At 65.5% G+C, this 21,340-nt stretch carries 18 protein-coding genes and 1 pseudogene; 11 read left to right on the forward strand and 8 right to left on the reverse strand.

The genetic code is table 11. From position 1 onward, the window contains the following. Positions 1–3,219: an efflux RND transporter permease subunit gene (locus tag SBA_RS01040; protein WP_261935591.1), complete on the forward strand. Its 3,219-nt coding sequence runs from the start codon at positions 1–3 to the stop codon at positions 3,217–3,219. 144 nt (positions 3,220–3,363) lie between these two features. Continuing rightward, positions 3,364–4,284: a polyphosphate kinase 2 gene (gene ppk2, locus SBA_RS01045; RefSeq protein ID WP_261935592.1), complete on the forward strand. Its 921-nt coding sequence runs from the start codon at positions 3,364–3,366 to the stop codon at positions 4,282–4,284. A gap of 32 nt (positions 4,285–4,316) precedes the next feature. Here the strand turns inward: ppk2 and SBA_RS01050 are convergent, their stop codons facing one another. From SBA_RS01050 to SBA_RS01075, 6 genes are all read right to left on the reverse strand, one after another. Continuing rightward, positions 4,317–5,285, reverse strand: coding sequence for a CorA family divalent cation transporter (locus SBA_RS01050; RefSeq protein WP_224547979.1), 969 nt, complete (start codon positions 5,283–5,285; stop codon positions 4,317–4,319). Between the two features lie 62 nt (positions 5,286–5,347). Beyond that, positions 5,348–6,952 (reverse strand): inorganic phosphate transporter, encoded by a 1,605-nt coding sequence (locus tag SBA_RS01055; RefSeq protein ID WP_261935593.1) that lies wholly within the window; start codon positions 6,950–6,952, stop codon positions 5,348–5,350. Positions 6,953–7,086: 134 nt separating this feature from the next. Continuing rightward, positions 7,087–7,284, reverse strand: coding sequence for an energy transducer TonB family protein (locus SBA_RS01060; RefSeq protein ID WP_261935594.1), 198 nt, complete (start codon positions 7,282–7,284; stop codon positions 7,087–7,089). A 224-nt stretch (positions 7,285–7,508) separates the two neighbouring features. After that, on the reverse strand, positions 7,509–8,261 hold the full coding sequence (locus tag SBA_RS01065; protein ID WP_261935595.1) for an SDR family oxidoreductase: 753 nt from the start codon (positions 8,259–8,261) through the stop codon (positions 7,509–7,511). Further along, positions 8,258–9,205 (reverse strand): 2-hydroxyacid dehydrogenase, encoded by a 948-nt coding sequence (locus tag SBA_RS01070; RefSeq protein WP_261935596.1) that lies wholly within the window; start codon positions 9,203–9,205, stop codon positions 8,258–8,260. The genes SBA_RS01065 and SBA_RS01070 overlap by 4 nt, the downstream gene beginning before the upstream one ends. Positions 9,206–9,217: 12 nt before the next feature. Continuing rightward, the gene (locus tag SBA_RS01075) at positions 9,218–9,979 is read right to left on the reverse strand and encodes an SDR family oxidoreductase (protein ID WP_261935597.1); all 762 of its coding nucleotides are present in this window, start codon (positions 9,977–9,979) and stop codon (positions 9,218–9,220) included. Positions 9,980–10,238: 259 nt separating this feature from the next. Between SBA_RS01075 and SBA_RS01080 the strand changes: the two are divergent. The 8 genes and pseudogenes from SBA_RS01080 to SBA_RS01115 all read left to right on the forward strand — a co-directional run. Beyond that, positions 10,239–10,478 (forward strand): annotated as a pseudogene (locus SBA_RS01080) (alcohol dehydrogenase catalytic domain-containing protein); the annotation flags it as partial. Positions 10,479–10,867: 389 nt separating this feature from the next. After that, complete coding sequence (locus SBA_RS01085; protein WP_261935598.1) at positions 10,868–11,173, forward strand: MDR/zinc-dependent alcohol dehydrogenase-like family protein; 306 nt, start codon at positions 10,868–10,870, stop codon at positions 11,171–11,173. Then, a complete protein-coding gene (locus SBA_RS01090; RefSeq protein WP_224547968.1) occupies positions 11,170–11,505 on the forward strand; it encodes an EthD domain-containing protein in 336 nt (111 codons plus the stop codon). Before SBA_RS01085 ends, SBA_RS01090 begins: the two co-directional genes overlap by 4 nt. A 128-nt stretch (positions 11,506–11,633) precedes the next feature. Continuing rightward, positions 11,634–12,632, forward strand: a complete 999-nt coding sequence (locus tag SBA_RS01095; RefSeq protein WP_261935599.1) for a LacI family DNA-binding transcriptional regulator — start codon at positions 11,634–11,636, stop codon at positions 12,630–12,632. A gap of 1 nt (position 12,633) precedes the next feature. Continuing rightward, a complete protein-coding gene (locus tag SBA_RS01100) occupies positions 12,634–13,515 on the forward strand; it encodes an NAD(P)-dependent oxidoreductase (protein WP_261935600.1) in 882 nt (293 codons plus the stop codon). Beyond that, complete coding sequence (locus SBA_RS01105; protein ID WP_261935601.1) at positions 13,512–14,006, forward strand: gluconokinase; 495 nt, start codon at positions 13,512–13,514, stop codon at positions 14,004–14,006. The genes SBA_RS01100 and SBA_RS01105 overlap by 4 nt, the downstream gene beginning before the upstream one ends. 40 nt (positions 14,007–14,046) lie before the next feature. Next, positions 14,047–15,396, forward strand: a complete 1,350-nt coding sequence (locus SBA_RS01110) for an MFS transporter (protein ID WP_261935602.1) — start codon at positions 14,047–14,049, stop codon at positions 15,394–15,396. A 177-nt stretch (positions 15,397–15,573) separates the two neighbouring features. After that, entirely contained in the window at positions 15,574–15,891 is a 318-nt protein-coding gene (locus SBA_RS01115) for a hypothetical protein (RefSeq protein ID WP_224547963.1), read from the forward strand. A 242-nt stretch (positions 15,892–16,133) separates the two neighbouring features. On the opposite strand, the gene SBA_RS01120 is transcribed toward SBA_RS01115, so the two are convergent. Together SBA_RS01120 and SBA_RS01125 are read right to left on the reverse strand one after the other, a co-directional pair. After that, entirely contained in the window at positions 16,134–17,078 is a 945-nt protein-coding gene (locus SBA_RS01120; RefSeq protein WP_261935603.1) for an isocitrate lyase/PEP mutase family protein, read from the reverse strand. Positions 17,079–17,107: 29 nt separating this feature from the next. Continuing rightward, complete coding sequence (locus tag SBA_RS01125; protein ID WP_261935604.1) at positions 17,108–19,945, reverse strand: TonB-dependent receptor; 2,838 nt, start codon at positions 19,943–19,945, stop codon at positions 17,108–17,110. A gap of 279 nt (positions 19,946–20,224) precedes the next feature. Between SBA_RS01125 and SBA_RS01130 the strand changes: the two genes are divergently transcribed. Continuing rightward, positions 20,225–21,328, forward strand: coding sequence for an NAD(P)-dependent alcohol dehydrogenase (locus SBA_RS01130; protein ID WP_261935605.1), 1,104 nt, complete (start codon positions 20,225–20,227; stop codon positions 21,326–21,328). Positions 21,329–21,340: the final 12 nt, after the last annotated feature.

Raw genomic sequence — 21,340 nt, forward strand, 5'->3', positions numbered from 1 at the left:
ATGATCGCTCCCATCGTCAACTGGGCGGTCCACAAGCGCTGGCTCGTCCTGCTGCTGACCGCCATCGCCGCCGTCATCGGCGGCGTCGCCCTGTACCGCCTCCCCATCGACGCCGTGCCGGACATCACCAACAACCAGGTCCAGATCAACGTGCGCGCGCCGGCGCTGTCGCCCGAACTGGTCGAAAAACAGGTCGCCTTTCCGATCGAGACCGCGCTGGCAGGCATTCCCGGCCTGGAAAATACCCGATCGTTCAGCCGCAACGGCTTCGCGCAGATCACCGCCATCTTCGACGAATCCACCGACATCTATTTCGCCCGCCAGCAAGTCGATGAACGCATGAGCGGGATCGCGGACAATCTGCCCGAAGGCGTGAACCCGGAAATGGGGCCGATCGCCACGGGTCTGGGCGAAGTCTATATGTGGACCGTCCGGCTCGAACATCGCAAGGACGACACGCATTTACCCGGCGAGCCTGGCATGCAGCCGGACGGCAGCTACATCACACCCGAGGGCGAGCGGCTGACGAACGATGTCGACAAGGCGACCTATCTGCGCACGACACAGGACTGGATCGTCAGCCCGCTGCTGAAAAACGGCAAGGGGCTGGCCGGCATCGATTCCATCGGCGGCTATGTGAAGCAGTTTCAGGTCGTTCCCGACGTCCAGCGGCTGGCCGCGCTCGGCCTCAGCCTGACCGATCTCGGCACCGCGCTGGAAAGCAACAACAGCAGCGTGGGCGGCGGCTTCGTCGATCGCAATGGCGAAGGACTGGCGGTCCGCTCCGATGCCCTGATCCGCAACGCCACCGAACTCTCGCGCATCGTCGTCGCCACACGGGCGGGCGTGCCCGTCACGCTGGGCCAGGTGGCGACGGTCAAGACCGGTCAGGCCATCCGCATGGGTTCGGCATCCGAAAATGGCACCGAAGTCGTCGTCGGCACCGCCATCATGCGGATCGGCGAGAACAGCCGCGACGTCGCCATCGCCGTTGCGGACAGGCTGAAGGCGATCAATGCCTCGCTGCCGCCGGACGTCATCGTGCAGCCGGTGCTTGATCGGACTGCGCTGGTCAATTCGACCATCAAAACGGTCGCGAGGAATCTCGGCGAAGGCGCGCTGCTCGTCATCATCGTCCTCTTCGCCCTGCTCGGCAACTTCCGCGCCGCCCTGATCGCAGCGGCGGTGATCCCCGTTACCATGTTGCTGACGGGCTTCGGCATGTTCCGCTTCGGCGTGTCGGCCAACCTGATGAGCCTGGGCGCACTGGATTTCGGCCTGATCGTGGACGGCGCGGTCATCATCGTGGAAAATGCGCTGCGGCGCATGGCCGACAGGCAGCATCGCGAAGGCCGCCTTCTTTCGGTCGATGAACGCCTTGCCACCGTGGCGGCGGCCGCGCGCGAGATGATCCGTCCCTCGGTCTATGGCCAGGCGATCATCATCCTCGTCTATGTCCCGCTGCTCACCCTCACCGGGGTCGAAGGCAAGACGTTCGTGCCGATGGCGCTGACCGTCATCATCGCGCTCGCCTTCGCGTTCGTCCTGTCCCTGACCGCCGTGCCCGCGGCGATCGCCATCTGGCTGTCCAATCGCATCGACGAGAAGGAAGGCCGCATCATGGGCTGGCTGCGCCGGCGCTATGCGCCGGGGCTGGACAAGGCCATGGGTCGGCCGACGCTCACCATTGGGGTGGGTGTCGGTGGCTTCCTGCTGGCAATCGCCGCCTTCCTGTCGCTGGGCCAGCTGTTCCTGCCGCAACTCGACGAAGGCGACCTGCTGATCCAGGCGCTGCGCATTCCCGCGACCTCGGTGCAGCAGAGCCAGGCGATGCAGGCGCCCATAGAAAAGATGATGGCGAAGCAGCCGGAGGTGAAGTTCGTCTTCTCCAAGACCGGCACCGCGGAACTGGCGTCCGACCCGATGCCGCCCAACGCCACCGACATGTTCGTGATCCTCAAGCCGCGCAGCGAATGGCCGGATCAGGGCCTCACCAAGGCCCAGCTAGTCGACCGGCTGGAAAAGGCGCTCGGCCGGTTCCCCGGCAATGCCTATGAAATCACCCAGCCGATCCAGATGCGGTTCAACGAGCTGATCGCCGGCGTTCGCGGCGATGTCGCGATCAAGGTGTTCGGCGACGATTTCAACACCATGAACGCCACGGCCGAGAAGATCGCCGGGGTCCTGCGCCGGACGCAGGGCGCCGCGGACGTCAAGGTCGAGCAGACCACGGGCCTGCCGATGCTCGACATCCGGGTCAATCGCGACGCGATGGCGCGTCTGGGCGTAACGGCGCAGGATGTACACGCCATGGTGTCAGCCACCCTGGGCGGCCGGGAAGCGGGGATGATCTTCGAGGGCGATCGCCGCTTCCCGATCGTGATCCGCCTGTCGGAAGCGCAACGCGCCGACTTCCATGGCTTGCGGCAGCTACAGTTGCCGACGCCCGATGGGCAGTTCGTCCCCCTGGCCAGCGTCGCGGACATCCGGATCGTGGACGGTCCCAACCAGATCAGCCGCGAAAATGGCAAGCGCCGCGTCGTGGTGCAGGCCAATGTGCGTGGCCGCGACATCGCCGGCGTGGTCGGAGACGCCCAGGCCGCCATCGCGGAGCAGGTTCGCCTGCCCGCGGGCGCCTATCTGGAATGGGGTGGCCAGTTCGAAAATCTGGCGTCCGCGCGCGAACGCCTGCAACTGGTTATCCCCGCCTGCTTCATCCTCATCCTCCTTCTCCTCTACGGCGCCCTTGGGTCGGCAAGGGACGCGGCGATCGTTTTCACCGGCGTGCCGCTGGCCCTGGTGGGCGGCGTGCTGGCGCTGTTCCTGCGCGGCATGGATTTCTCGATCTCGGCGGCGGTGGGGTTCATCGCCCTGTCGGGCATCGCGGTCCTGAACGGCCTCGTGATGGTGTCGTCCATCCATGCGCTGATGCGACAGGGCATGGCGCGGGCGGAAGCGGCCCGCATCGGCGCCATCCAGCGGCTCCGGCCGGTGGTGATGACCGCCCTCGTCGCCAGCCTCGGGTTCGTGCCCATGGCCCTGGGCAGCGGCGCGGGGGCGGAAGTGCAAAAGCCCCTCGCCACCGTCGTCATCGGCGGCCTCATCTCGGCCACCTTGCTGACCCTGTTCGTTCTGCCGACGCTCTATGCCCGCTGGGGTCGGCGCGCCATGCCCCTGGACGCGCATCCACCGGTGGAGGTGGAACGCCCACAAGACTGAAGCGAAGGGGGGGGGAGGACGTCCATGGCGCCCTCCCCTTTCCCACCGGCCGGCGCCAGGGCCCGCCGGTCTTGCCCCCGTCAACATAATGTCATCGGGCCATGCGACGAAGGCATCATCGCTGACGCATCGGAAGGGCCGCACATGCACTTGGAAGACCAGTCCGGCTTCGCCATGGACCGTATCAAAGCGGAGATCGCCGACAGTTTCGACGAAGAGCTGGAGATGGAGATCGACGAGGATCGGCTGGAGACGATGCTCGCCGACATGGAGGAGCATCCCGAGCGCGAGCAGATGGAGCGCCGCGTCTATTTCCGCGAACTGTTCCGCCTGCAGCATGAACTGGTGCGGCTCCAGGATTGGGTCGTGCACAAGGGACTGAAGGTCGTCGTGCTGTTCGAGGGCCGCGATTCGGCCGGCAAGGGCGGCGCGATCAAGCGCATCACCCAGCGCCTGAACCCGCGGGTCTGCCGCGTCGCCGCGCTGCCAGCGCCCAACGAACGCGAACGCACCCAATGGTATTTCCAGCGCTATACCGCCCATCTGCCGGCTGCGGGGGAGATCGTGCTGTTCGATCGCAGCTGGTATAATCGCGCCGGCGTCGAGCGGGTGATGGGCTTTTGCTCGGAGACGGATGTGGAGGAATTTTTCCGGTCCGTGCCGGAATTCGAGCGGATGCTGGTGCGCTCGGGCATCCTCCTGATCAAATATTGGTTCTCCATCACCGACGACGAACAGCAGTTCCGCTTCGCCATGCGCATCCACGATCCGCTCAAACAGTGGAAATTGTCGCCCATGGACGTGGAATCGCGCCGCCGCTGGGAGGATTATACCCGCGCCAAGGAAGCGATGCTGGAACGCACCCATATCCCCGAAGCGCCCTGGTGGGTGGTGGAGGCGGTCGACAAGAAGCGCGCGCGCATCAACTGCATCGCGCATCTGCTGGACCAGATTCCCTATGAGGATGTGCCCAAGATGCCGGTGGTGCTGCCCGACCGGGTGCGGCATGCGGACTATAACCGCCACCCCGTGCCGCCGGAGATGATCGTTCCCGACCGCTTCTGAAGCCTGTCCAGCCTGCCCGGGCGTCACGCCGGCTAGCGCCGCATGAAGCCCATCCAGCGCAGCAGCCAATAGGTGACGCCAGCGGCGCTCGCTGCGATCAGCGTCGCGACCAGCGTGCCATGCGGGCCATCGGCCAGCGGCATCCCGCCGGTGTTCATGCCGAACAGGCCCGTGACCAGCGTGGCGGGCAGCATCAACGCGGTCACGATCGAGAGCATGTAGAGATTCTGGTTGGTACGCTGCGCCGCCTGGATGTCCACCTCGTCCCGCAACTGGCGCAACTGGGCCTGAACCCCCAATATGTCGGCATCGAGCGACTGGAGCCGCTGGGCCAGTTTTTCGACCGTGGCCAATAGCGGTTCGGGCAGTTCCTCATCCTCTTCCAGCCGCTGGAACACCCCGCGCATTCCGATCAGCAATCGATGAAGCTGCGCCAGGCGGCGACGGATTCGGATCAGGTCGCGCGGGGCGGGTGGATGGCGGCCGTCGAGCAGCCCATCCTCCGCCGTCTGCACATCCTGGCTGAGCGAGCGGGCGATCTCCGCGATATTGGCGGTGATAGCGCCCACCAGCAAGTCCAGCGCCTGCGCCGGCCCGTTGATCGTGACCCCGCCGCCCCGTTCCAGTCGGCGCCGGGCGATATCGGCCGATCGCAGCGGATGCAGCCGCGTCGTCAGCATCAGGCTAGGCGTCAGCGCGATGCGCAGCGCGCCGATCCGTTCGGTATCCGCCACGTCGAAGTCCCGTTCGAAATCATGCAGCACGCAGCCGACGCTGTCGCCCTCGACCACTGCCTGCTGGTGCGTTTCCGGAGACAGCAGCAGATCGCCGATCTGCGGCGAAAACGCTTCCGAGTGGGCGATCCATCGGCGGGTGCCATGGTCGGCCAGGTTGAGATGCAGCCAGCGAAACCTGCCGCCTTGATCCGAATCGCATCGGGCGACGGGGCTCACGCCGCCGTCGCCCGAAAAATCGAGGCCCCAGATAAGGCCCGGCCCCATGCCCTGGTCCGGCACGGGGACGCGGAAAATCGGTTCTTCGTCCGTCGCTATGGCGCGCCCCCTCAGAAAATCCGGGAGAAGAGCATGTAGAGCAGCCCGGCGAGGCCGATCGACACCGGCAGGGTCAGCACCCAGGCCATCAACAGGTTGCGGATGGTGTTCATCTGCAAGCCCGACCGGTTCGCCGCCATGGTGCCGGCGACGCCGGACGACAGCACATGGGTGGTCGAAACCGGCAGCCCCAGATGGTCCGCGCCGAAGATCGTTACCATCGCCACGAGTTCGGCGGACGCGCCCTGCGCATAGGTGAGATGCGACTTGCCGATCTTTTCGCCCACGGTAACGACGATCCGTTTCCACCCGACCATGGTGCCCAGACCCAGCGCGAAGGCGACCGCGACCTTCACCCAGGTCGGGATGAAGCGCGTGCCCGCATCCAGCGACCCCTTATAGGCGGTCAGCGCCGTCCCGCTGGCCTGCGGCAGCGCGGCTTCCTTGTCCTTGCCCAACCGCTTGATCGCTTCGGACGCCAGATACATGTCGTTGCGGATATTGCTGACGGCGGCGGCCGGCACCTTCGCCAGCGATCCATATTCTAGCACCTGACGGTCCACATCCTGGATCAGAACGGCCAGCGCGGGGACGGTCGCGTCCGACACGCGCTTGTCGGCGATATAGCGGGTGACGGCCTGGCGCGCCTGTGCAGGATCGGCGTCAGCGGCCGGCCTGACGCCCAGCGCCTGGACCGCGGCGATCGAATTGTGATGGAACTCGATCGCATAGCGTTCCGGCACCGCACGGTTCAGCGCATAAGCGGTGGGCACCGTGCCGATCAGGATCAGCATGATGAGGCCCATGCCCTTCTGCCCGTCATTGGAGCCATGGGCAAAGCTGACGCCGGTGCAGGTGAAGATCAACAGCGCGCGTATCCAGGGCGGGGGCGGGACGCCGTCCTTGGGCTCCTGATACAGTTCTTCCTTGCGCACGAGGATCTTCATCGCGATGAACAGCAGCGCCGCCATGCCGAACCCGATCAGCGGCGACAGCAGCAGCGCCTGGCCGATCTCGGTCGCCTTGCTCCAGTCGACGCCCGCCGTCCCGCTCTTGCCGTGCATCATCGCATTGGCGACGCCCACGCCGATGATCGATCCGATCAGCGTGTGCGAACTGGACGAAGGAATGCCCAGCCACCAGGTGGCCAGATTCCACAGGATCGCCGCGATCAGCAGCGCGAACACCATGGCAAAACCGGCGCTCGATCCCACCTGCAGGATCAGTTCCACCGGCAGCAGCGAGACGATCCCGAACGCCACCGCCCCGCTCGACAACAGCACCCCGAGGAAATTGAAGAAGCCCGACCATACCACCGCGACATTGGCCGGCATCGCATTGGTATAGATCACCGTCGCGACCGCATTGGCCGTGTCGTGGAAACCGTTCACGAACTCGAAGCCCAGCGCGATGAGCAGGGCGATGAACAGCAGGATGAACGGCAGATAGGTCGTGGCCTGAACCCCCGCCAGGCTGGCGTCGGCATAGATGCTGTAGGCGACGTAGAGCAGCGCGACGACAATCGCGGCCCCGATGCCCACGGTCCCGGCGAGGCCCAGCCCCTTGTCGAGGTTCGGGCGGACGCTGCGCCCTTCCATTGCGATCGTCGCGTTCATCCGAATCGTCTCCCGGTCGGGCGGAATGTCAATGGAACCCTTGCTAGATCGCGTCCATGACAGACTGATTGCAAAGCGAGCCTGGCGGACATCGGCAGCCGGACAGGCTGCGCGCAATGGCGCGGCCATCCCGCTCAGACCGGCAGGATGAACTTGATCGGCGCGGTAAATTTCCTGCGCTCGCCGGGCAATTCGGCGGGCGGGCGCGGATAGGGGGAGGCGCGGCGCAGCCTCGCTTCGGCCTCCTCGTCCAGCACGGCATGGCCCGATCCCCGGACGATCGCCCCTTCCAGCAACATGCCGGCGCGGTCGAGGACGAAGCGGACCTGCACCCGCCCTTCCTCCCGCCGCATCCGGGCGCGGCGAAGAGAAGAAAGTCGAGGAACGGCAGCGCCAGATTCGCCAGACCCATGTCCGCTTCGGCGTGCTGGACAAGGACAAGGACGGCATCGTGACCGCGACCGACGCCCGGCAACGCGCCGCGCGCCAGGCCGCGGACAAGGCGGACCACTGAACCGACTGGACCGACCGGGCTTGCAGGGCGTAAGCCTGGCCCTCAGCCGCGCCCGACGAAGGGCATGTTGGTCGCCATCAGCGTCATGAACTGCACCGTCGCTTCTGGCGGCAGGCCGTCCATATAGGCGATCGCCTCGCCCACCTGCGCCACGTCCATCACCGGTTCGGGCGCGCATTCGCCATTGGCCTGCGGCACGCCCGCGGACATGCGCTGGCCCATGGCGCTGCTGGCATTGCCGATGTCGATCTGGCTGCAACTGATGCCGAACGGCCGCCCGTCCAGCGCCGCCGATTTGGTAAGCCCGGTAATCGCATGTTTGCTGGCGGTATAGGCGATCGATCGGGGCCGCGGGCTATGGGCGGAAATCGACCCGTTGTTGATGATCCGGCCACCCTGCGGTTGTTGCGCCTTCATCGCACGGAAGGCCGCCTGCAGGCAGAGGAAGGCCCCGGTCAGGTTGGTGTCGATCACCCGCCGCCAGTCGCCCTCCGCCAGTTGGTCGATCGGCACGTCCACCACATTGACCCCGGCATTGTTGAACAGCAGGTCGACCCGGCCGAACGCATCCACCGTGGCCTCGAACAAAGCCGCCACGCTGGCCGCATCGGTGACGTCGGTCGGGACCAGCACATGCGCCTCCCCGTCCCCATCCATCAAGGCGCGCGTCTCCGCCAGACTGTCGGCCCGTCGCCCGGCCAGCGCCAGGCGATAGCCGCGCCGGTCGAGCGCGATCGCCACGGCGCGGCCGATGCCGCTGCCCGCGCCGGTAATGACCGCGACGCGCCCGGTCATGACAGGTTCAGCGCCGTGGGCGGCCGCCGTCCGGCCAGCAGCGCATCGACATTGGCGAGCACCAGATCGGCCATGGCGATCCGCGTCTCCACCGTCGCGCTGGCGATATGCGGGGCCAGATGCGTCCGGTCGCTGGCGATCAGGCCGGCCGGGGCCGACGGCTCTTCCGCGAACACATCGAGCGCTGCGCCTGCGATGCCGCCGCTGTCCAGCGCCGCGATCAGCGCCGCCTCGTCCACCACCGATCCGCGCGCGACATTGACCAGATAGCCCTCGGCTCCCAGCGCCGTCAGGATGCCGGCGTCGATCAGGTTGCGGGTCGCCTCGGTCGCGGCGCAGGCCAGCACCAAAATGTCGCTCTCGCGCGCCAGCGCCGCCAGATCGGGTTCGAAGCGATAGGGCGCGTCCTTGGCCGACCGGCCATGATAGGCCACCGTGCCAAAGCCGCTCAGGCGATCGGCGATCGCCCGGCCGATCCGGCCCAGCCCGACGATGCCGAAGCGTCGGCCGCTGACCTTACGTCCCAGCGGGAACGCCTCCTCCATCCAGCGGCCATCGCGCACGAAGCGATCGGCCGCGGGCAGGCGGCGTAGCAGGCCGATCGTCAGGCCCACCGCCAGGTCGGCGACATCATCGGTCAACACATCGGGCGTGGTGCTGACATCGACGCCGCGCCCATTGGCGAAGGCCACATCGACCTTGTCATAGCCCACGCCGTTGATGGCGATCAGCTTGAGCGACGGCAATGCCGCGATCAGATCGTTGGAACAGCCCAGATGCCCGCCGGTCACCACCAGCGCCACCTTGCCAGCATTCGCCTCCAGCCAGCCAGTCCGCGCCGCATCGTCCATCTCGAACCAGCGCAGCGACGGGCAGCGGGCGGCCAGTTCCGCTTCCAGATACTCGGACAGCGGGCAAAGCTGCAATGCGATCGTGTCGGCCATGATAGTCACTCCTCAAATCACCGACAGGATGCCGCCATCGACATAGATGGTCTGGCCGTTCACGAAATTGGAGGCGGAGGAGGCAAGGAAGACGGCCGCGCCGTGCAGTTCCTCCAGCTTGCCCCACCGCCCGGCGGGCGTGCGCTGGCACAGCCAGGCGTCGAACACCGGATCTTCCACCAATGCCTTGTTGAGCGGCGTGTCGAAATAGCCCGGCCCGATCGCATTGACCTGCAATCCATGCCGCGCCCAGTCCGCGCACATGCCCTTGGTCAGATTCTTCACCGCGCCCTTGCTGGCGGTATAGGGCGCGATGCCGGGACGGGCCAGTTCGCACTGGACGCTGCCGATATTGATGATCTTGCCGTGCCCGCGGGCGATCATGTGCGGCGCGACCGCCTTGCTGACATAATAGACGCTGTCCAGATTGGTCGCCATCAGGTCGCGCCAGTCATCATCATCGAATCTGTCGAGCGGCGCGCGGCGCTGGATGCCGGCATTGTTGACGAGGATATCGATCGCTCCGACATCCCGCTCCACCGCGGCGATGCCGGCCTTGACCGCGGGTTGATCGGTGACGTCGAACAGGCTGGTCGCGACATCCACGCCCTTGTCCCGCAGGATCACGGCTGCGGCATCCAGCGCATCCTGGCTGCGCCCGTTCAGGACGACACGCGCGCCCGCCTGGCCCAGCGCGTCGGCGATCGTGAAACCGATGCCGCGCGCCGCGCCGGTCACCAGTGCGGTGCGGCCATCAAGACTGAACAAAGACATAGTCACAAACCTCCATCACGCTTTTTGCCTATTACGTGACCGGTCACATTGCAATCTTGAAAATTGTCATATCGTCGCAAATATTGGATATTGCGATCATATGTGCCAAATGATATCGGTCCCATATAAGGAGAGCGTTATGCTGGCTGCAATATGTCATGGGAAGAAGGATCTGCGGGTGGAGGCCCGCCCGGAGCGCACCCTGGCGCCTGACGAGGTACGCGTCGGCGTCGCCTATGGCGGCATCTGCGGATCGGACATGCACTATTATCATCGTGGTGCCGTGGGCGACTTCGCGGTGCGCGAACCGATGGCGTTAGGGCATGAGATTTCAGGCGTCGTCGTCGAAACCGGATCGGCCGTGACCCATGTCGCGCCGGGCATGAAGGCCGCGCTCGACCCCAGCCGCCCCTGCCTCACCTGCGACTATTGCCGCGCCGGCCGCATGAACCTCTGCACCGACATGGTCTTCCTGGGCAGCGCAGGTCGCTTCCCCCATGTCCAGGGCGGCTTCGCGCAGACGCTGATCCTGCGCGGCGACCAAATCATTCCCGTCCCGGCCGACGCCGACCTGCTCGCCTTGTCCGTCGCCGAGCCCCTGTCGGTCGGTCTCCACGCCGTGAACCGCGCCGGGCCGCTGCTGGGCAAGCGCGTCATCGTCACCGGCTCCGGCCCGATCGGCCTGCTGACCGCCCGCTGCGCCCTATATGCCGGCGCAATCGAAGTGGTCTGCACCGATGTCGAGGATGCCGCACTTGCCGTCGCGCGCGACCATATGGGCGCGACCGGCACGATCAACGTCGCGCGCGACCCGGACGACTCGGCACCTATGCCAGCCCCGCCGGTCATTTCGACGTCGCCTTCGAAGCCTCCGGCGCGCCGTCGGCCTTGCTCTCGCTCTTCCCCATCGTCCGGCGCGGCGGCCGCATCGTCCAGGTCGGAATGCTGCCCCCCGGCACCGCGCCGATCCCGGTCAACCCGCTGCAATCGCGCGAGATCGAATTTGTCGGCGCCTTCCGCGCCAATGGCGAATTCCGCCTCGCCGTCGACCTGATCGTCAGCGGCGCGATCGACGTCAGCCCGATCCTGTCGGGCACCTTCCCGCTCGACCGCTCGGTCGATGCCTTCGAACAGGCCGGCGACCGCTCGCGCTTCGTCAAACTGCACATCGCCATCAACGAGGATATCCTGTGATCACACGCACCGCCATTTTCGAGGGCACGATCAAGCCGGGTTTCGAGGACCGTTTCCGTGAGGACGTCCGCACCCGCCTCGCCCCGCTCTGGGGCCAGTTCCCCCATGGCAGCAACGTCCGCCTCTTCTTCGTGGATCAGGTCGATGACGGCGCGCCGCCGATCGCGATGATGCAGCAGGTCGACTATCCCTCGCTCGCCGCGCTGGAGGAGGCGCTGGCCTCCCCCATCCGCACCCAGGCACGCGCCCTGACGCTGGAGCTGCTGGAGATGTTCGAGGGCCGCTTCTACCACGCCATCAGCGGCGGCAACGCAGTGGCCGCCACCGCCTGACGCTGATATGCGACACGGATAGCAGCCATCAGGAAAGCCCCGCTCATGAGCCGTCCCCCCGCGATACCGCCGCCCCTGCCGAACCGAAACCCGGCCGGCGCGCGTCGCAGCGACCGACCATCCGCGACGTGTCGCGTCTGGCGGGCGTATCGCGCATGACGGTGTCGCGGGTGCTGAGCGATCCCGAACTGGTGCTGCCCACCACGCGCGACAAGGTGCTCAAGGCGGTGGCGGACCTGGGCTATGTCCCCGACAAGACCGCCGGCAGCCTGTCGAGCCGCCGCACCGGCTTCATCGCGCTGATGCTGCCGACGCTGACCAACGCCAACTTCGCTGCGGTCGCCCACGGCCTGACCGAAGCGCTGCGGGAGGCCAATTATCACCTGCTGATCGCCTATACCGACTATGACATGGCGGAAGAGGAGCGGCAGCTCCTCAACCTGCTCGCCCGCCGCCCCGAAGCGATCGTGCTGACCGGCGCCATGCACCGGCGCAATGCGTCGCGCATGTTGATGGCCGCCGACGTGCCGGTGGTGGAAATTGCCGACCTGCCAAGCCAGCCGATCGAACATGCGATCGGCTTTTCCAACTATCAGGTCGGCCGCACCGCCGCGCGCTATCTGCTCGATCGCGGCTTCACCCGGATCGGCGCGATCGCCGCCTCGCCCGAAGGCGAAGTGACCGACCATCGCGGCGAAGAGCGTATGCGCGGTTTCGAGGAAGAACTGCGCCTGGCCCGCCGTTCGACCGACGGCGTGCTGCGCCACGGCACCGCCCCGGTCAGCTTCCACCACGGCGCCGCCGCCTTCCGCGCGCTGGTCGAACGGCAGCCGGACATAGAGGCGATCTTCGCCGTGTCGGACCTGTCCGCCGTCGGCGCGGTGATGGAGGCGCAGCGGATGAACCTGCGCATCCCCGACGATATTTCCATCATGGGTTTCGGCGATTTCGAGATCGGCCGGGAAATCAACCCGGCGCTCACCACCATCCATGTCGATTTCCACGCGCTGGGGCTGCGCACCGGCAAGATGCTGGTCGACCTGCTCGCCAGCGACGCCACCCCCGCCCCATCGACCCTCGATGTCGGCCTGCGCATCGTCGAGCGCGCTTCGGTAAAGGACAGATAATATGCAGCTTGCGGTCATCGGCGTGGGCGTGATGGGATCGGCGATCGCCGGTCGCCTGCTCGATAGCGGGGTCGGCCTCCGCCTCTACGACCGCGATCCCGTGCAGATGGCGCCCTTGGTCGCCCGCGGCGCCACCGCCGCCGCAAGCGCGCGCGATGCCGCCGCTCATGCCAGCCATGTCATCATCAGCCTCAACAGCGCCGCCATCGTGGAACGGGCCATCTTCGGCCCCGATGGCGTCGCGCAAGCGGCGGACGCGGGCAAATTGCTGATCGACATGTCCAGCATCGACGCAGACCGCACCGCCGCCCTGGCGCAACGCCTGCGCGACGAGACCGGCATGGGCTGGGTCGATGCCCCCCTGTCGGGCGGCGCACCCGCCGCCGCGCAGGGCAAGCTGACCCTCATGGTCGGCGGCGCGACGGAGGATGTCGATCGCGCCCGGCCGGTGCTGGACCTGCTGTCCGCCCACATAACCCGCTTCGGCGCGCCGGGCGCGGGCCAGACGGTCAAGCTCATCAACCAGATATTGTGCGCCAATTATTTCATGGCGGTGGCAGAAGCCGTCCGCTTTGCCGAGGCGCATGGCGTGGATGCCACCCTGATCCCCGCCGCGCTCGCCGGTGGCCGCGCCGACAGCCGTATCCTCCAGGAATATATGGCGAAAATGGCCCGGCGCGACTATTCGCCGACCGGCCGGATCGACAATATGCTCAAGGATCTGGAGACGGTGCAAGCTTCCGCGCTCGCCACCCGCACGCCGCTGCCCGTCACCTCGCTGATCGCCGATCTGCACCGCATGGCCGTCGCCGGCGGCCTCGGCCCGGCCGACAGCGTCGCCTATATGCGCCTGTTCGACATGGACGGCGAGCAGCCGGCATGACCCGCGCCGTCGTGGTGATGGGTGTGGCGGGCTGCGGCAAGTCCACTTTGGCGGAGGCGCTGGCGCAGCATCTGGGCTGGACCTTCGTGGAGGGCGACCTCTGCCACCCACCCGAAAATGTCGCCCGCATGACCGCCGGCATTCCGCTCGACGACGAAGCGCGCCAGCCCTTTCTGCGCAATGTCGCGACTGCCCTCACCGCCTCGCGGCAGGGCGCCGTCGCCTCCTGCTCCGCGCTCAAGCGCGACTATCGCGACCTGATCCGGCAGCAGGTGGGCGATGTGCTGTTCGCCCTGCCCCATCTGTCGCGCGCCGATCTGGAACGGCGCATGAGCCAGCGGCCCGCCCATTTCATGCCGACCTCCCTGCTCGACAGCCAGCTTGCCACGCTGGAGCCGCCCGGCCCGGACGAACGCGTGCTTGTCATCGACGGCAATCTGCCCGTCGCCGAGCAGGTCCGCCGGATCGCAGACGCGCTGCCCCCATCATAAAGAGGCTGCCGTCGCCAGCCCGCAAGACGAGAGGAAGACCATGGCCCTGATGCCCCAGCCGGACATCCCAGTTCCCGATACTGCTGATGTCCGCCCATGGCCGAACCCGCGCCGCGCCTGGACCGTCGCGCTTTTGCTGTCGCTCGCCTCGATCGCGTCGCAGTTCGACCGCGTCGTCCTCAACCTGACCGTCGAACCGGTAAAGGCGGAATTCGGCCTGGACGACACCAGCTTCGCGCTGTTGCAGGGCGTGGCGTTCGGCATCTTCTACACGTTGGGCGCAGTGCCGCTCGGCCGCCTGGCCGACCGCTATGAACGGCGCATCGTGCTGGGCATCAGCCTCTTCTTCTTCAGCCTCGCCTCCATGGCGTCGGGTTTGTCCCGCAACTTCTCGCAACTTTTCCTCTCGCGCGTCGCGGTCGGCTGCGGCGAAGCCAGCGTCACGCCCAGCGGCCTTTCGCTGCTCAGCGACCTGTTCCCGCCTGAAAAGCTCGGCCGCGCCGTCAGCATCTTTTTCCTGAGCGCCCCGTTCGGCATCGGCCTCGCCTTCATGGCCGGGGGCAAGCTGCTCCAGTCGCTCACCGAACGCTGGCACGGCACCGGCCTGCCCTTTGGCCTGGAACCCTGGCAGGCCGCCTTCCTGATCGTCGGCGCACCCGGCCTGCTGCTCGCACCACTGCTGCTCTTCATGAAGGAGCCGGAACGGCGTGGGCCCGGCGGCACGACGCCGCTCACGATAGCCGAAGTGCTGGGCGTCATCCGCGCCCGCCGCCGCGCACTCACCCTGATGTTCGCCGGCTTCTCGATGGTGACGGTGGTGAACTTCGCGTACAATGTCTGGACGCCGGCGCTGTTCGCCCGCGTCTATGGCTGGACCCCGGCGCAGGTCGGCATCGGCTTCGGCCTCATCATGATGATCTGCGGCACGGGCGGCACCTATTTCGCCGGTTGGCTCAGCGACCGGCTGACCCGCGCCGGTCATGTCGACGCCCATCTGCGCGTCGCAGCCTTTGGCTTCCTCGCCTGCGGCATCTTCGGCACGCTCGCCCCATTGATGCCCAACGCCTGGGCCGCGCTGGCGCTGATCGCGCCGGCGATGTTCCTCAGCTGCATGCCCGTCCCCTGCGCCGGCACCGCGCTGCAACTCATCCTCCCCAACCGCGCGCGGGGCCAAGTGACGGCGCTCTACATCATGGTGATCTCGCTGGTCGGGATCGGCATCGGCCCGGTGGTGATCGGCTTCATGACCGACCATCTCTTCACCGCCCCCACCGACATCCGCTATTCCCTCGCCATCGTCGTCGGCTGCGCCGCCCCGATCATGTGCGTGCTGCTGTTGCTGGCGCTGAAACCGTACCGGGCGCTAAGGCTGGCGGGGATCGAAGGATAAGGCGCTTACATCAGCGCCAGAACGCACCGTCACCCCGGACTTGTTTCAGGGTCCATTTTTCCGAATTGAGCGAAGCACTCGGCGGCACGATGGATGCTGAAGCAAGTTCAGCATGACGATTGGAGGTGAAAGATATCGGCTATTTATATAACTCCGATCTGACGCTAAGAATCTTGCATGACGATCATGCCAGCACTGCAAGAGTGGAATCTGCAATCACTGACTGCTGTGCAAGCCATGCTTGGCCTGCCATCACCCAACCTTCGACGAGTCACACTTGATCATAACGGTCAATTATGGCTGATATCGTTCGTGCTTGCCCACGAAGATGCCGAAGATCGAGAAGAAATCGAAGACTTCGGAACGGAATGGGATGCGCTACAAAGCAGCTTCGAGCAGCTTGAGATTCGCATTCTGATTACGTCAGAGCCTCTCCCGTGGCCCGCCCCTCCCGCTCGTGTAATATATCAGCGTCGAGAGGCAGTCTCCAAATAGCCATGATGAACGACCCCACCCGAAATCCTGTCCTACCTCCACCCAATCTGCTATCCTGAATCCCGCTCTTTCACACCGTCCGCGCCCCACACCCGCCACCACATAAAATGTCCAACATTTGTTCCAAAATGCCGCATTCAGCGGGAAATGTGCGAAGTTAAGCGCCGACCTTCCTACGACGCGCACAAAAAAAGCCCGGTCGCGTGCAGTCGACCGGGCTTCCAGGGGAGAGGGTTCAAGCCTTAAAGGCGGTCGTCGATCGAGGAGCGGACGAAGCCGTCTGGGAAGCTTTCGACCTGATTGCCCACAATCGTATATTCCTTGGCGCGGCCCGAAAAACGGCCTTCCAGCTCCATATAGCTTTGCGGATCGAACAAAGGCGTCGCGCTCATGCCCATGATGCCGGTCGCGTCCACCTTCTCGCAGGTATAGTCGCAGCCCTGCTGAGCGAAGTTCCTGATGCCATGTTCCAGCATCCCGTCCATCGCAGCTTTCAGCGTATAATGCATCGTCATCATGTTGAAGCCGAGCGGATAGATGTCATCCACCGTCACCGCGGGCTTGCCGTTGATGTTGCGCACGTCGGGGAACATCTTCCACCCCGGCACCCGCGCCGAAACATATTGGGCATGTTCCAGCGTACCGATCTTGACCACGGTGGTCATCTTGGCGCCCAGTTCATGCGCCAGCCGCATCCGCTCGCAGCCTTCGTCCATCTGCGTTTCCGGGTCGGCATTGGTCCGCGCGATCAGGAAGCAGTTGGTGCCCTCCAGCGCCGCGAGCGCCGCCCGCACCTTTTCCAGATAGCGTTCGCGCGGCAGCAGGCCGGTGGATTCCTCCATATCGTCGGCATCCTCCAGCTGGAGCGCGGTCGCCCCCGCCATCGCCATGCGCCGGGCGCTGCGATAGACGGCCAGCGGCCCGCCAAAGCCATCCTCGATATCGGCGGCCAGCGGAATAGGGGAGGTCTGACTGATGCGGCTGGTGATCCATTCCACATCGGTCAGATTGCTGAAGCCATAGTCGATCACGCCGTTCATCGCGATCGACACTTCGCCGCCCGACAGCATCATCGCTTCGAAGCCGACCATCTCCACCGCCCGCGCCGACGCACAGTCGTAGACGCAGGGGGCGACGATGCACTTGTCGCTGGTTTCGAGCAGTTGTTGCAGTGTCTTCTTTGCCATGTGCTTGCCAGTTTCCTTTGTTGAACCAATTACATGCGGACGCGCGCGCCGACCTTGAAGTAGCGGCCGATCGGATCGAAATAGACCTGGTTGGTGGCCCCCTGCGCGCTGGCGGCGAGCGGCGGGTCCTTGTCGAGCAGGTTGTTGACCACGCCGAACAGTTCGAACTGGTCGTTCACCTTCACCGTCGCGCCAAGGTCGAGGTAGAAGCGGCCGGCGACGCGGTTATTGTTCACGCTGTTGGGCAGGCCAGGCGCATAGCCGTCATCCTGCGGCCCCACCAGCGTCGTGTCGAACACCCCCTTGGGGATATATTTGCCGTGCAGGTTCAGCGCGACGCTGCCCAGATCCCACAGCACCGTGCCGTCCACGATCCAGTCGGGCACGCCCGTGGTGGTGCCGGGGCGATAGCCGGTCTGGCCGGTACGATCGATGCCGCCAATTTCCAGCTTCAGATAACGGGTGGCGAGCAGGCGGAAATCGAGGCTGCCGAGCTTGCCGACATCGGTGCGATAGCTGGCCTCGATATCGATGCCGCGATTGCGCACCTGGCTGACATTCTGCAGCACGTCGCTGACGCTGGTGAGCGTGCCCGACGCATCGCGCTGGACGAAGTTGCACAGTGCCGTCTGCCCGCCCGCGCAGCGATCGACCACCACCTGCGCGCCCAGCGTCGAAATCGCACCCTGCAGGTCGATGTCATAATAGTCGACCGAGAATCGGAAGTTGCGCAAAAAGCCCTTGGGCGCCAGCACCACGCCGGCTGTCCAGGTATCGGCCTTTTCCGGCGACAATTGCTGGTTGGCGCCCGAGAAGCTGTTGACCTGAATCTGCGCGCCATTGTTCAGCGGATCGACGATCGTCGTGCGACCCAGCGTCACCGGCCCGAACAATTCGGTCAGGTTGGGCGCCCGAATGTCGCGCGACCGGGTAACGCGGAAACGCACTTCCTCGATCGGCGCATAGATGCCGCCCAGTTTCCAGGTGGTGGCATTGACCGTCGTGGTGTCCAGGCCAGGGCTGGAGCGGCGATAATGGGTGCGGCGGACCGCGCCGTTCAGTTCCAGCGTCTGGGCGAAAGGCGCGTCCTTCAGGATCGGTGCCTGCGCCTCCAGATAGGCTTCGGCGACGCGGATGCTGCCATTGACCGCCTTGCCGTTGAACGACCAGAAGGCGTTGGCGGTGGACAGGGCGTCGGCGGCGCCGACCGCCTTGTCGCTGCGATATTCGCCACCCGCCGCGATCGAGAAATCGCCACCCGGCAGCGCGAACAGCGATCCGTTGATGTTGGCAGCGACCACATGCTCGGTCGTGTCAGTGGTCTGATAGCCCGACGGCGCGATATAGGCGGCGGCCTCCGGCGAGATATTGCCGGAGCCGAACAGGTTGATCGGCACGCAGCTGGGATCGTCATTGGCACTGCTGGCGTCGGCATTGATGCCGCACACCACCTGGCCGTTCACATTGACCGCATTGGCCGCGTTGGTGACCCGCGACCCGACGACGTTGCCGCTATAATCCTGGCGGAACTTGTTGCGGCCATATTGATAATAGGCGTCCCAGCGCCAGTTGTCGCTGATCTTGCCTTCCAGCGACAGCACCGCCCGATAGGTCTTGTTGTCGCTATGATTGACCGATCCGCCCAGATCCATCAGCGCGCGGCCTAGGGTGAAGGCCGTGATGGCATTCGCGTCCATGATCGCCGCGACGCCGTCGGGCAGATAGGCGTTGTTGCGCTGGATCGTCTGCGTCGTGCGGGCGACCGATCCGATCACCATGCCCTGCGACCGAGCATAGGACAGGTCGACACTGGCCTTCAATGCATCGGAAAATTCATAGGATGCCTGGCTGTAGCCGACGAAACGCTTGACCGGCGGGATCAGGAGAATGCCGTCCAGAAAACCGTTGCGCACCGACTCCTCGCCGCCCTTGGTGAACAGCGGCGACGGATTGGTGCCATAGATGGTGCCGAAATCATAAGCGTGCGTCGTGCCATCCGGGTTGAACGCCAGCCCGCGCAACGGCCCGGAATTGGCGACGATCAGTCCGCCGGACGAGATGGTGCCGGTGCCGGCCGGGCCGCCGCGGATGCTGGCGGGCAGGCCGCCAGATCCCGCCGGGCTGTTGCCGATCAACTGCTCGCGCGGACACCAGTCGCGGGTGTAGCAATCGCCCATTCCGTCCGACCGGTCATATTCGCCCGCGATCATGAAATGACCCTTTTCGTCCGCGAACTTCGTGCCCCAGGCGAGTTGCGCATTCTGCCCGGCATAATCGCCGCGGTCGGATATGCCCGCCTGGATCGATCCTTTGAGGCCGGTCAGGTTGCGGTCGAGGATGAAGTTGACGACACCCGCCACCGCGTCCGAGCCATAGGCGGCCGACGCGCCGCCGGTCACGACTTCGGTGCGCGACACCAGCGAACTGGGGATCAAATTGACGTCGATGGTGCCCTGCGTGGTCGACGGCACGAAACGCTTGCCGTCGAGCAGCACCAGCGTCCGGGTCGCGCCAAGGCCGCGCAGGTCGAGTACGCGCGCGCCGATATTGCCGCCCACCGCCTGCTGCGTCGCCGGCGTCACCAGCGGACGGAAGGAGGGCAGTTCGTTGAGCGCGTCGCCGACATTGGTGATGGCGCGCTGCTCCAGCCGCTCACCGCCGACTACGGTAACGGGCGTCGGCGCGTTGAAGCCCGATCGGGCGATGCGCGATCCGGTGACGACGATGTCGGCAGCCGCCGCGTCATCGACCTCCGTCGGCTGGGGCGGCGGCGCGGCGTCCTGCGCCGACGCGACATTGGCCAAGGCGCACAGCGCCGCACTGCCCAGAAGCCCGTATTTGAAGCGAGACACCAAATGAAGATTCATATTTTCATCCTCCCAACACTCTCGGATCTGCCATCCGCTTTATCGTGATATCGGTCACATTAGCGAATATGTTTATGCAAGGCAATCCCCTTGGCGCCAAAGAATGACATTCACCCTGCCCGCAAAAATATGGCTAGTAAGCAGAATATTTGGCTTTTTATCGCCATGTTCTACGAGGCCACCTGGGAAAATCCGTAGAGGATGCATCAAGCGCTTGGCCATCGATGCAGCATTTGATATCGGTCCCATCTATTAGAGAGAAATCGGAAGAGGACGAAAATGGACATCCGCGCCGCCGTCGTTGAAGCATCGAACCGCCCCATGGTCATCCGGTCGCTGACCATCGAACCACCCCGCGCGGGCGAAATATTGGTGCGGCTGGTCGCCACCGGCGTGTGCCATACCGACGCGACCATGTGGCAGCAGGGCGTGCCGGTACCCCTGCCGGTCGTACTGGGGCATGAGGGCGCCGGCATCGTCGAACAGGTGGGCGATGGCGTGACCGACATCCGCCCCGGCGATCCTGTGGTGATGAGCTATAATAGCTGTGGAAGCTGTCCAACTTGCTGTTCGGACCACAGCAGCTATTGCCATGAATTTTTCCCGCGCAATTTCTTCGGCACCCGTCCCGATGGCAGCGCCGCCCTCGCCACGAGCGACGGCAGCCCGGTCTTCGCCAACATCTTCGGCCAATCTTCCTTCGCGACCCACGCGATCTGTCACGCCCGCAACACGGTAGTCGTGCCTGAGGGTTTCGACCTGCGGATCGCCGGCCCGCTGGGCTGCGGCATATTGACCGGCGCAGGCGCGGTGATGAACGCGCTTCAGGTCCGTCCGGGGCAGAGCGTGGTCGTGCTGGGCGCGGGGTCGGTCGGCCTATCCGCGATCATGGCGGCCAAGGCGGTGGGTGCGACGACCATCGTCGCCGTGGACTTGAACCCGGAGCGGCTGGCGCTGGCGGCGGAACTGGGCGCGACCCTGACGATCGACGGCCGCACCGACGATCCCGTCGCGCGCGTGCTGGAAACCGTGCCGGGCGGCGTCGATCATGCGCTCGACTGCACCGGCCTGCCCGCGGTGATCCAGCAGGGGATCGCGATGCTGGGCGTGCGCGGCACTTGCGGCATTGTCGGCGCAGCGGCACCCGGTACGCTGTTTCAGGCCGACGTCTCGCATGTGATGAGCGGCGGGCGTACGATCCGGGGCATTGTCGAAGGCGACGCCGACCCCAAGCGGTTCATCCCGCAGCTTATAGCCTTGCACCAGGCCGGGCGGTTCCCATTCGACCGGCTGATCCGTTTCTATCCGTTCGACGCGATCAACGACGCCTTCCACGACTCCGAAAGCGGCGTCGCGATCAAGCCCGTGCTTCTGTTCGAATGACGAACCGCGCCC

Origin of the sequence: Sphingomonas bisphenolicum (assembly GCF_024349785.1) — a bacterium.
In the GTDB taxonomy this organism is placed as follows: domain Bacteria; phylum Pseudomonadota; class Alphaproteobacteria; order Sphingomonadales; family Sphingomonadaceae; genus Sphingobium; species Sphingobium bisphenolicum.

Excerpts from the sequence above, each read along its gene's own strand:
- SBA_RS01040 (WP_261935591.1), top strand. The coding sequence starts at position 1 with ATGATCGCTCCCATCGTCAACTGGGCGGTCCACAAGCGCTGGCTCGTC.
- ppk2 (WP_261935592.1), top strand. The coding sequence starts at position 3,364 with ATGCACTTGGAAGACCAGTCCGGCTTCGCCATGGACCGTATCAAAGCG.
- SBA_RS01050 (WP_224547979.1), bottom strand. The coding sequence starts at position 5,285 with ATGGGGCCGGGCCTTATCTGGGGCCTCGATTTTTCGGGCGACGGCGGC.
- SBA_RS01055 (WP_261935593.1), bottom strand. The coding sequence starts at position 6,952 with ATGAACGCGACGATCGCAATGGAAGGGCGCAGCGTCCGCCCGAACCTC.
- SBA_RS01065 (WP_261935595.1), bottom strand. The coding sequence starts at position 8,261 with ATGACCGGGCGCGTCGCGGTCATTACCGGCGCGGGCAGCGGCATCGGC.
- SBA_RS01070 (WP_261935596.1), bottom strand. The coding sequence starts at position 9,205 with ATGGCCGACACGATCGCATTGCAGCTTTGCCCGCTGTCCGAGTATCTG.
- SBA_RS01075 (WP_261935597.1), bottom strand. The coding sequence starts at position 9,979 with ATGTCTTTGTTCAGTCTTGATGGCCGCACCGCACTGGTGACCGGCGCG.
- SBA_RS01100 (WP_261935600.1), top strand. The coding sequence starts at position 12,634 with ATGCAGCTTGCGGTCATCGGCGTGGGCGTGATGGGATCGGCGATCGCC.
- SBA_RS01105 (WP_261935601.1), top strand. The coding sequence starts at position 13,512 with ATGACCCGCGCCGTCGTGGTGATGGGTGTGGCGGGCTGCGGCAAGTCC.
- SBA_RS01110 (WP_261935602.1), top strand. The coding sequence starts at position 14,047 with ATGGCCCTGATGCCCCAGCCGGACATCCCAGTTCCCGATACTGCTGAT.
- SBA_RS01115 (WP_224547963.1), top strand. The coding sequence starts at position 15,574 with ATGACGATCATGCCAGCACTGCAAGAGTGGAATCTGCAATCACTGACT.
- SBA_RS01120 (WP_261935603.1), bottom strand. The coding sequence starts at position 17,078 with ATGGCAAAGAAGACACTGCAACAACTGCTCGAAACCAGCGACAAGTGC.
- SBA_RS01125 (WP_261935604.1), bottom strand. The coding sequence starts at position 19,945 with ATGAATCTTCATTTGGTGTCTCGCTTCAAATACGGGCTTCTGGGCAGT.
- SBA_RS01130 (WP_261935605.1), top strand. The coding sequence starts at position 20,225 with ATGGACATCCGCGCCGCCGTCGTTGAAGCATCGAACCGCCCCATGGTC.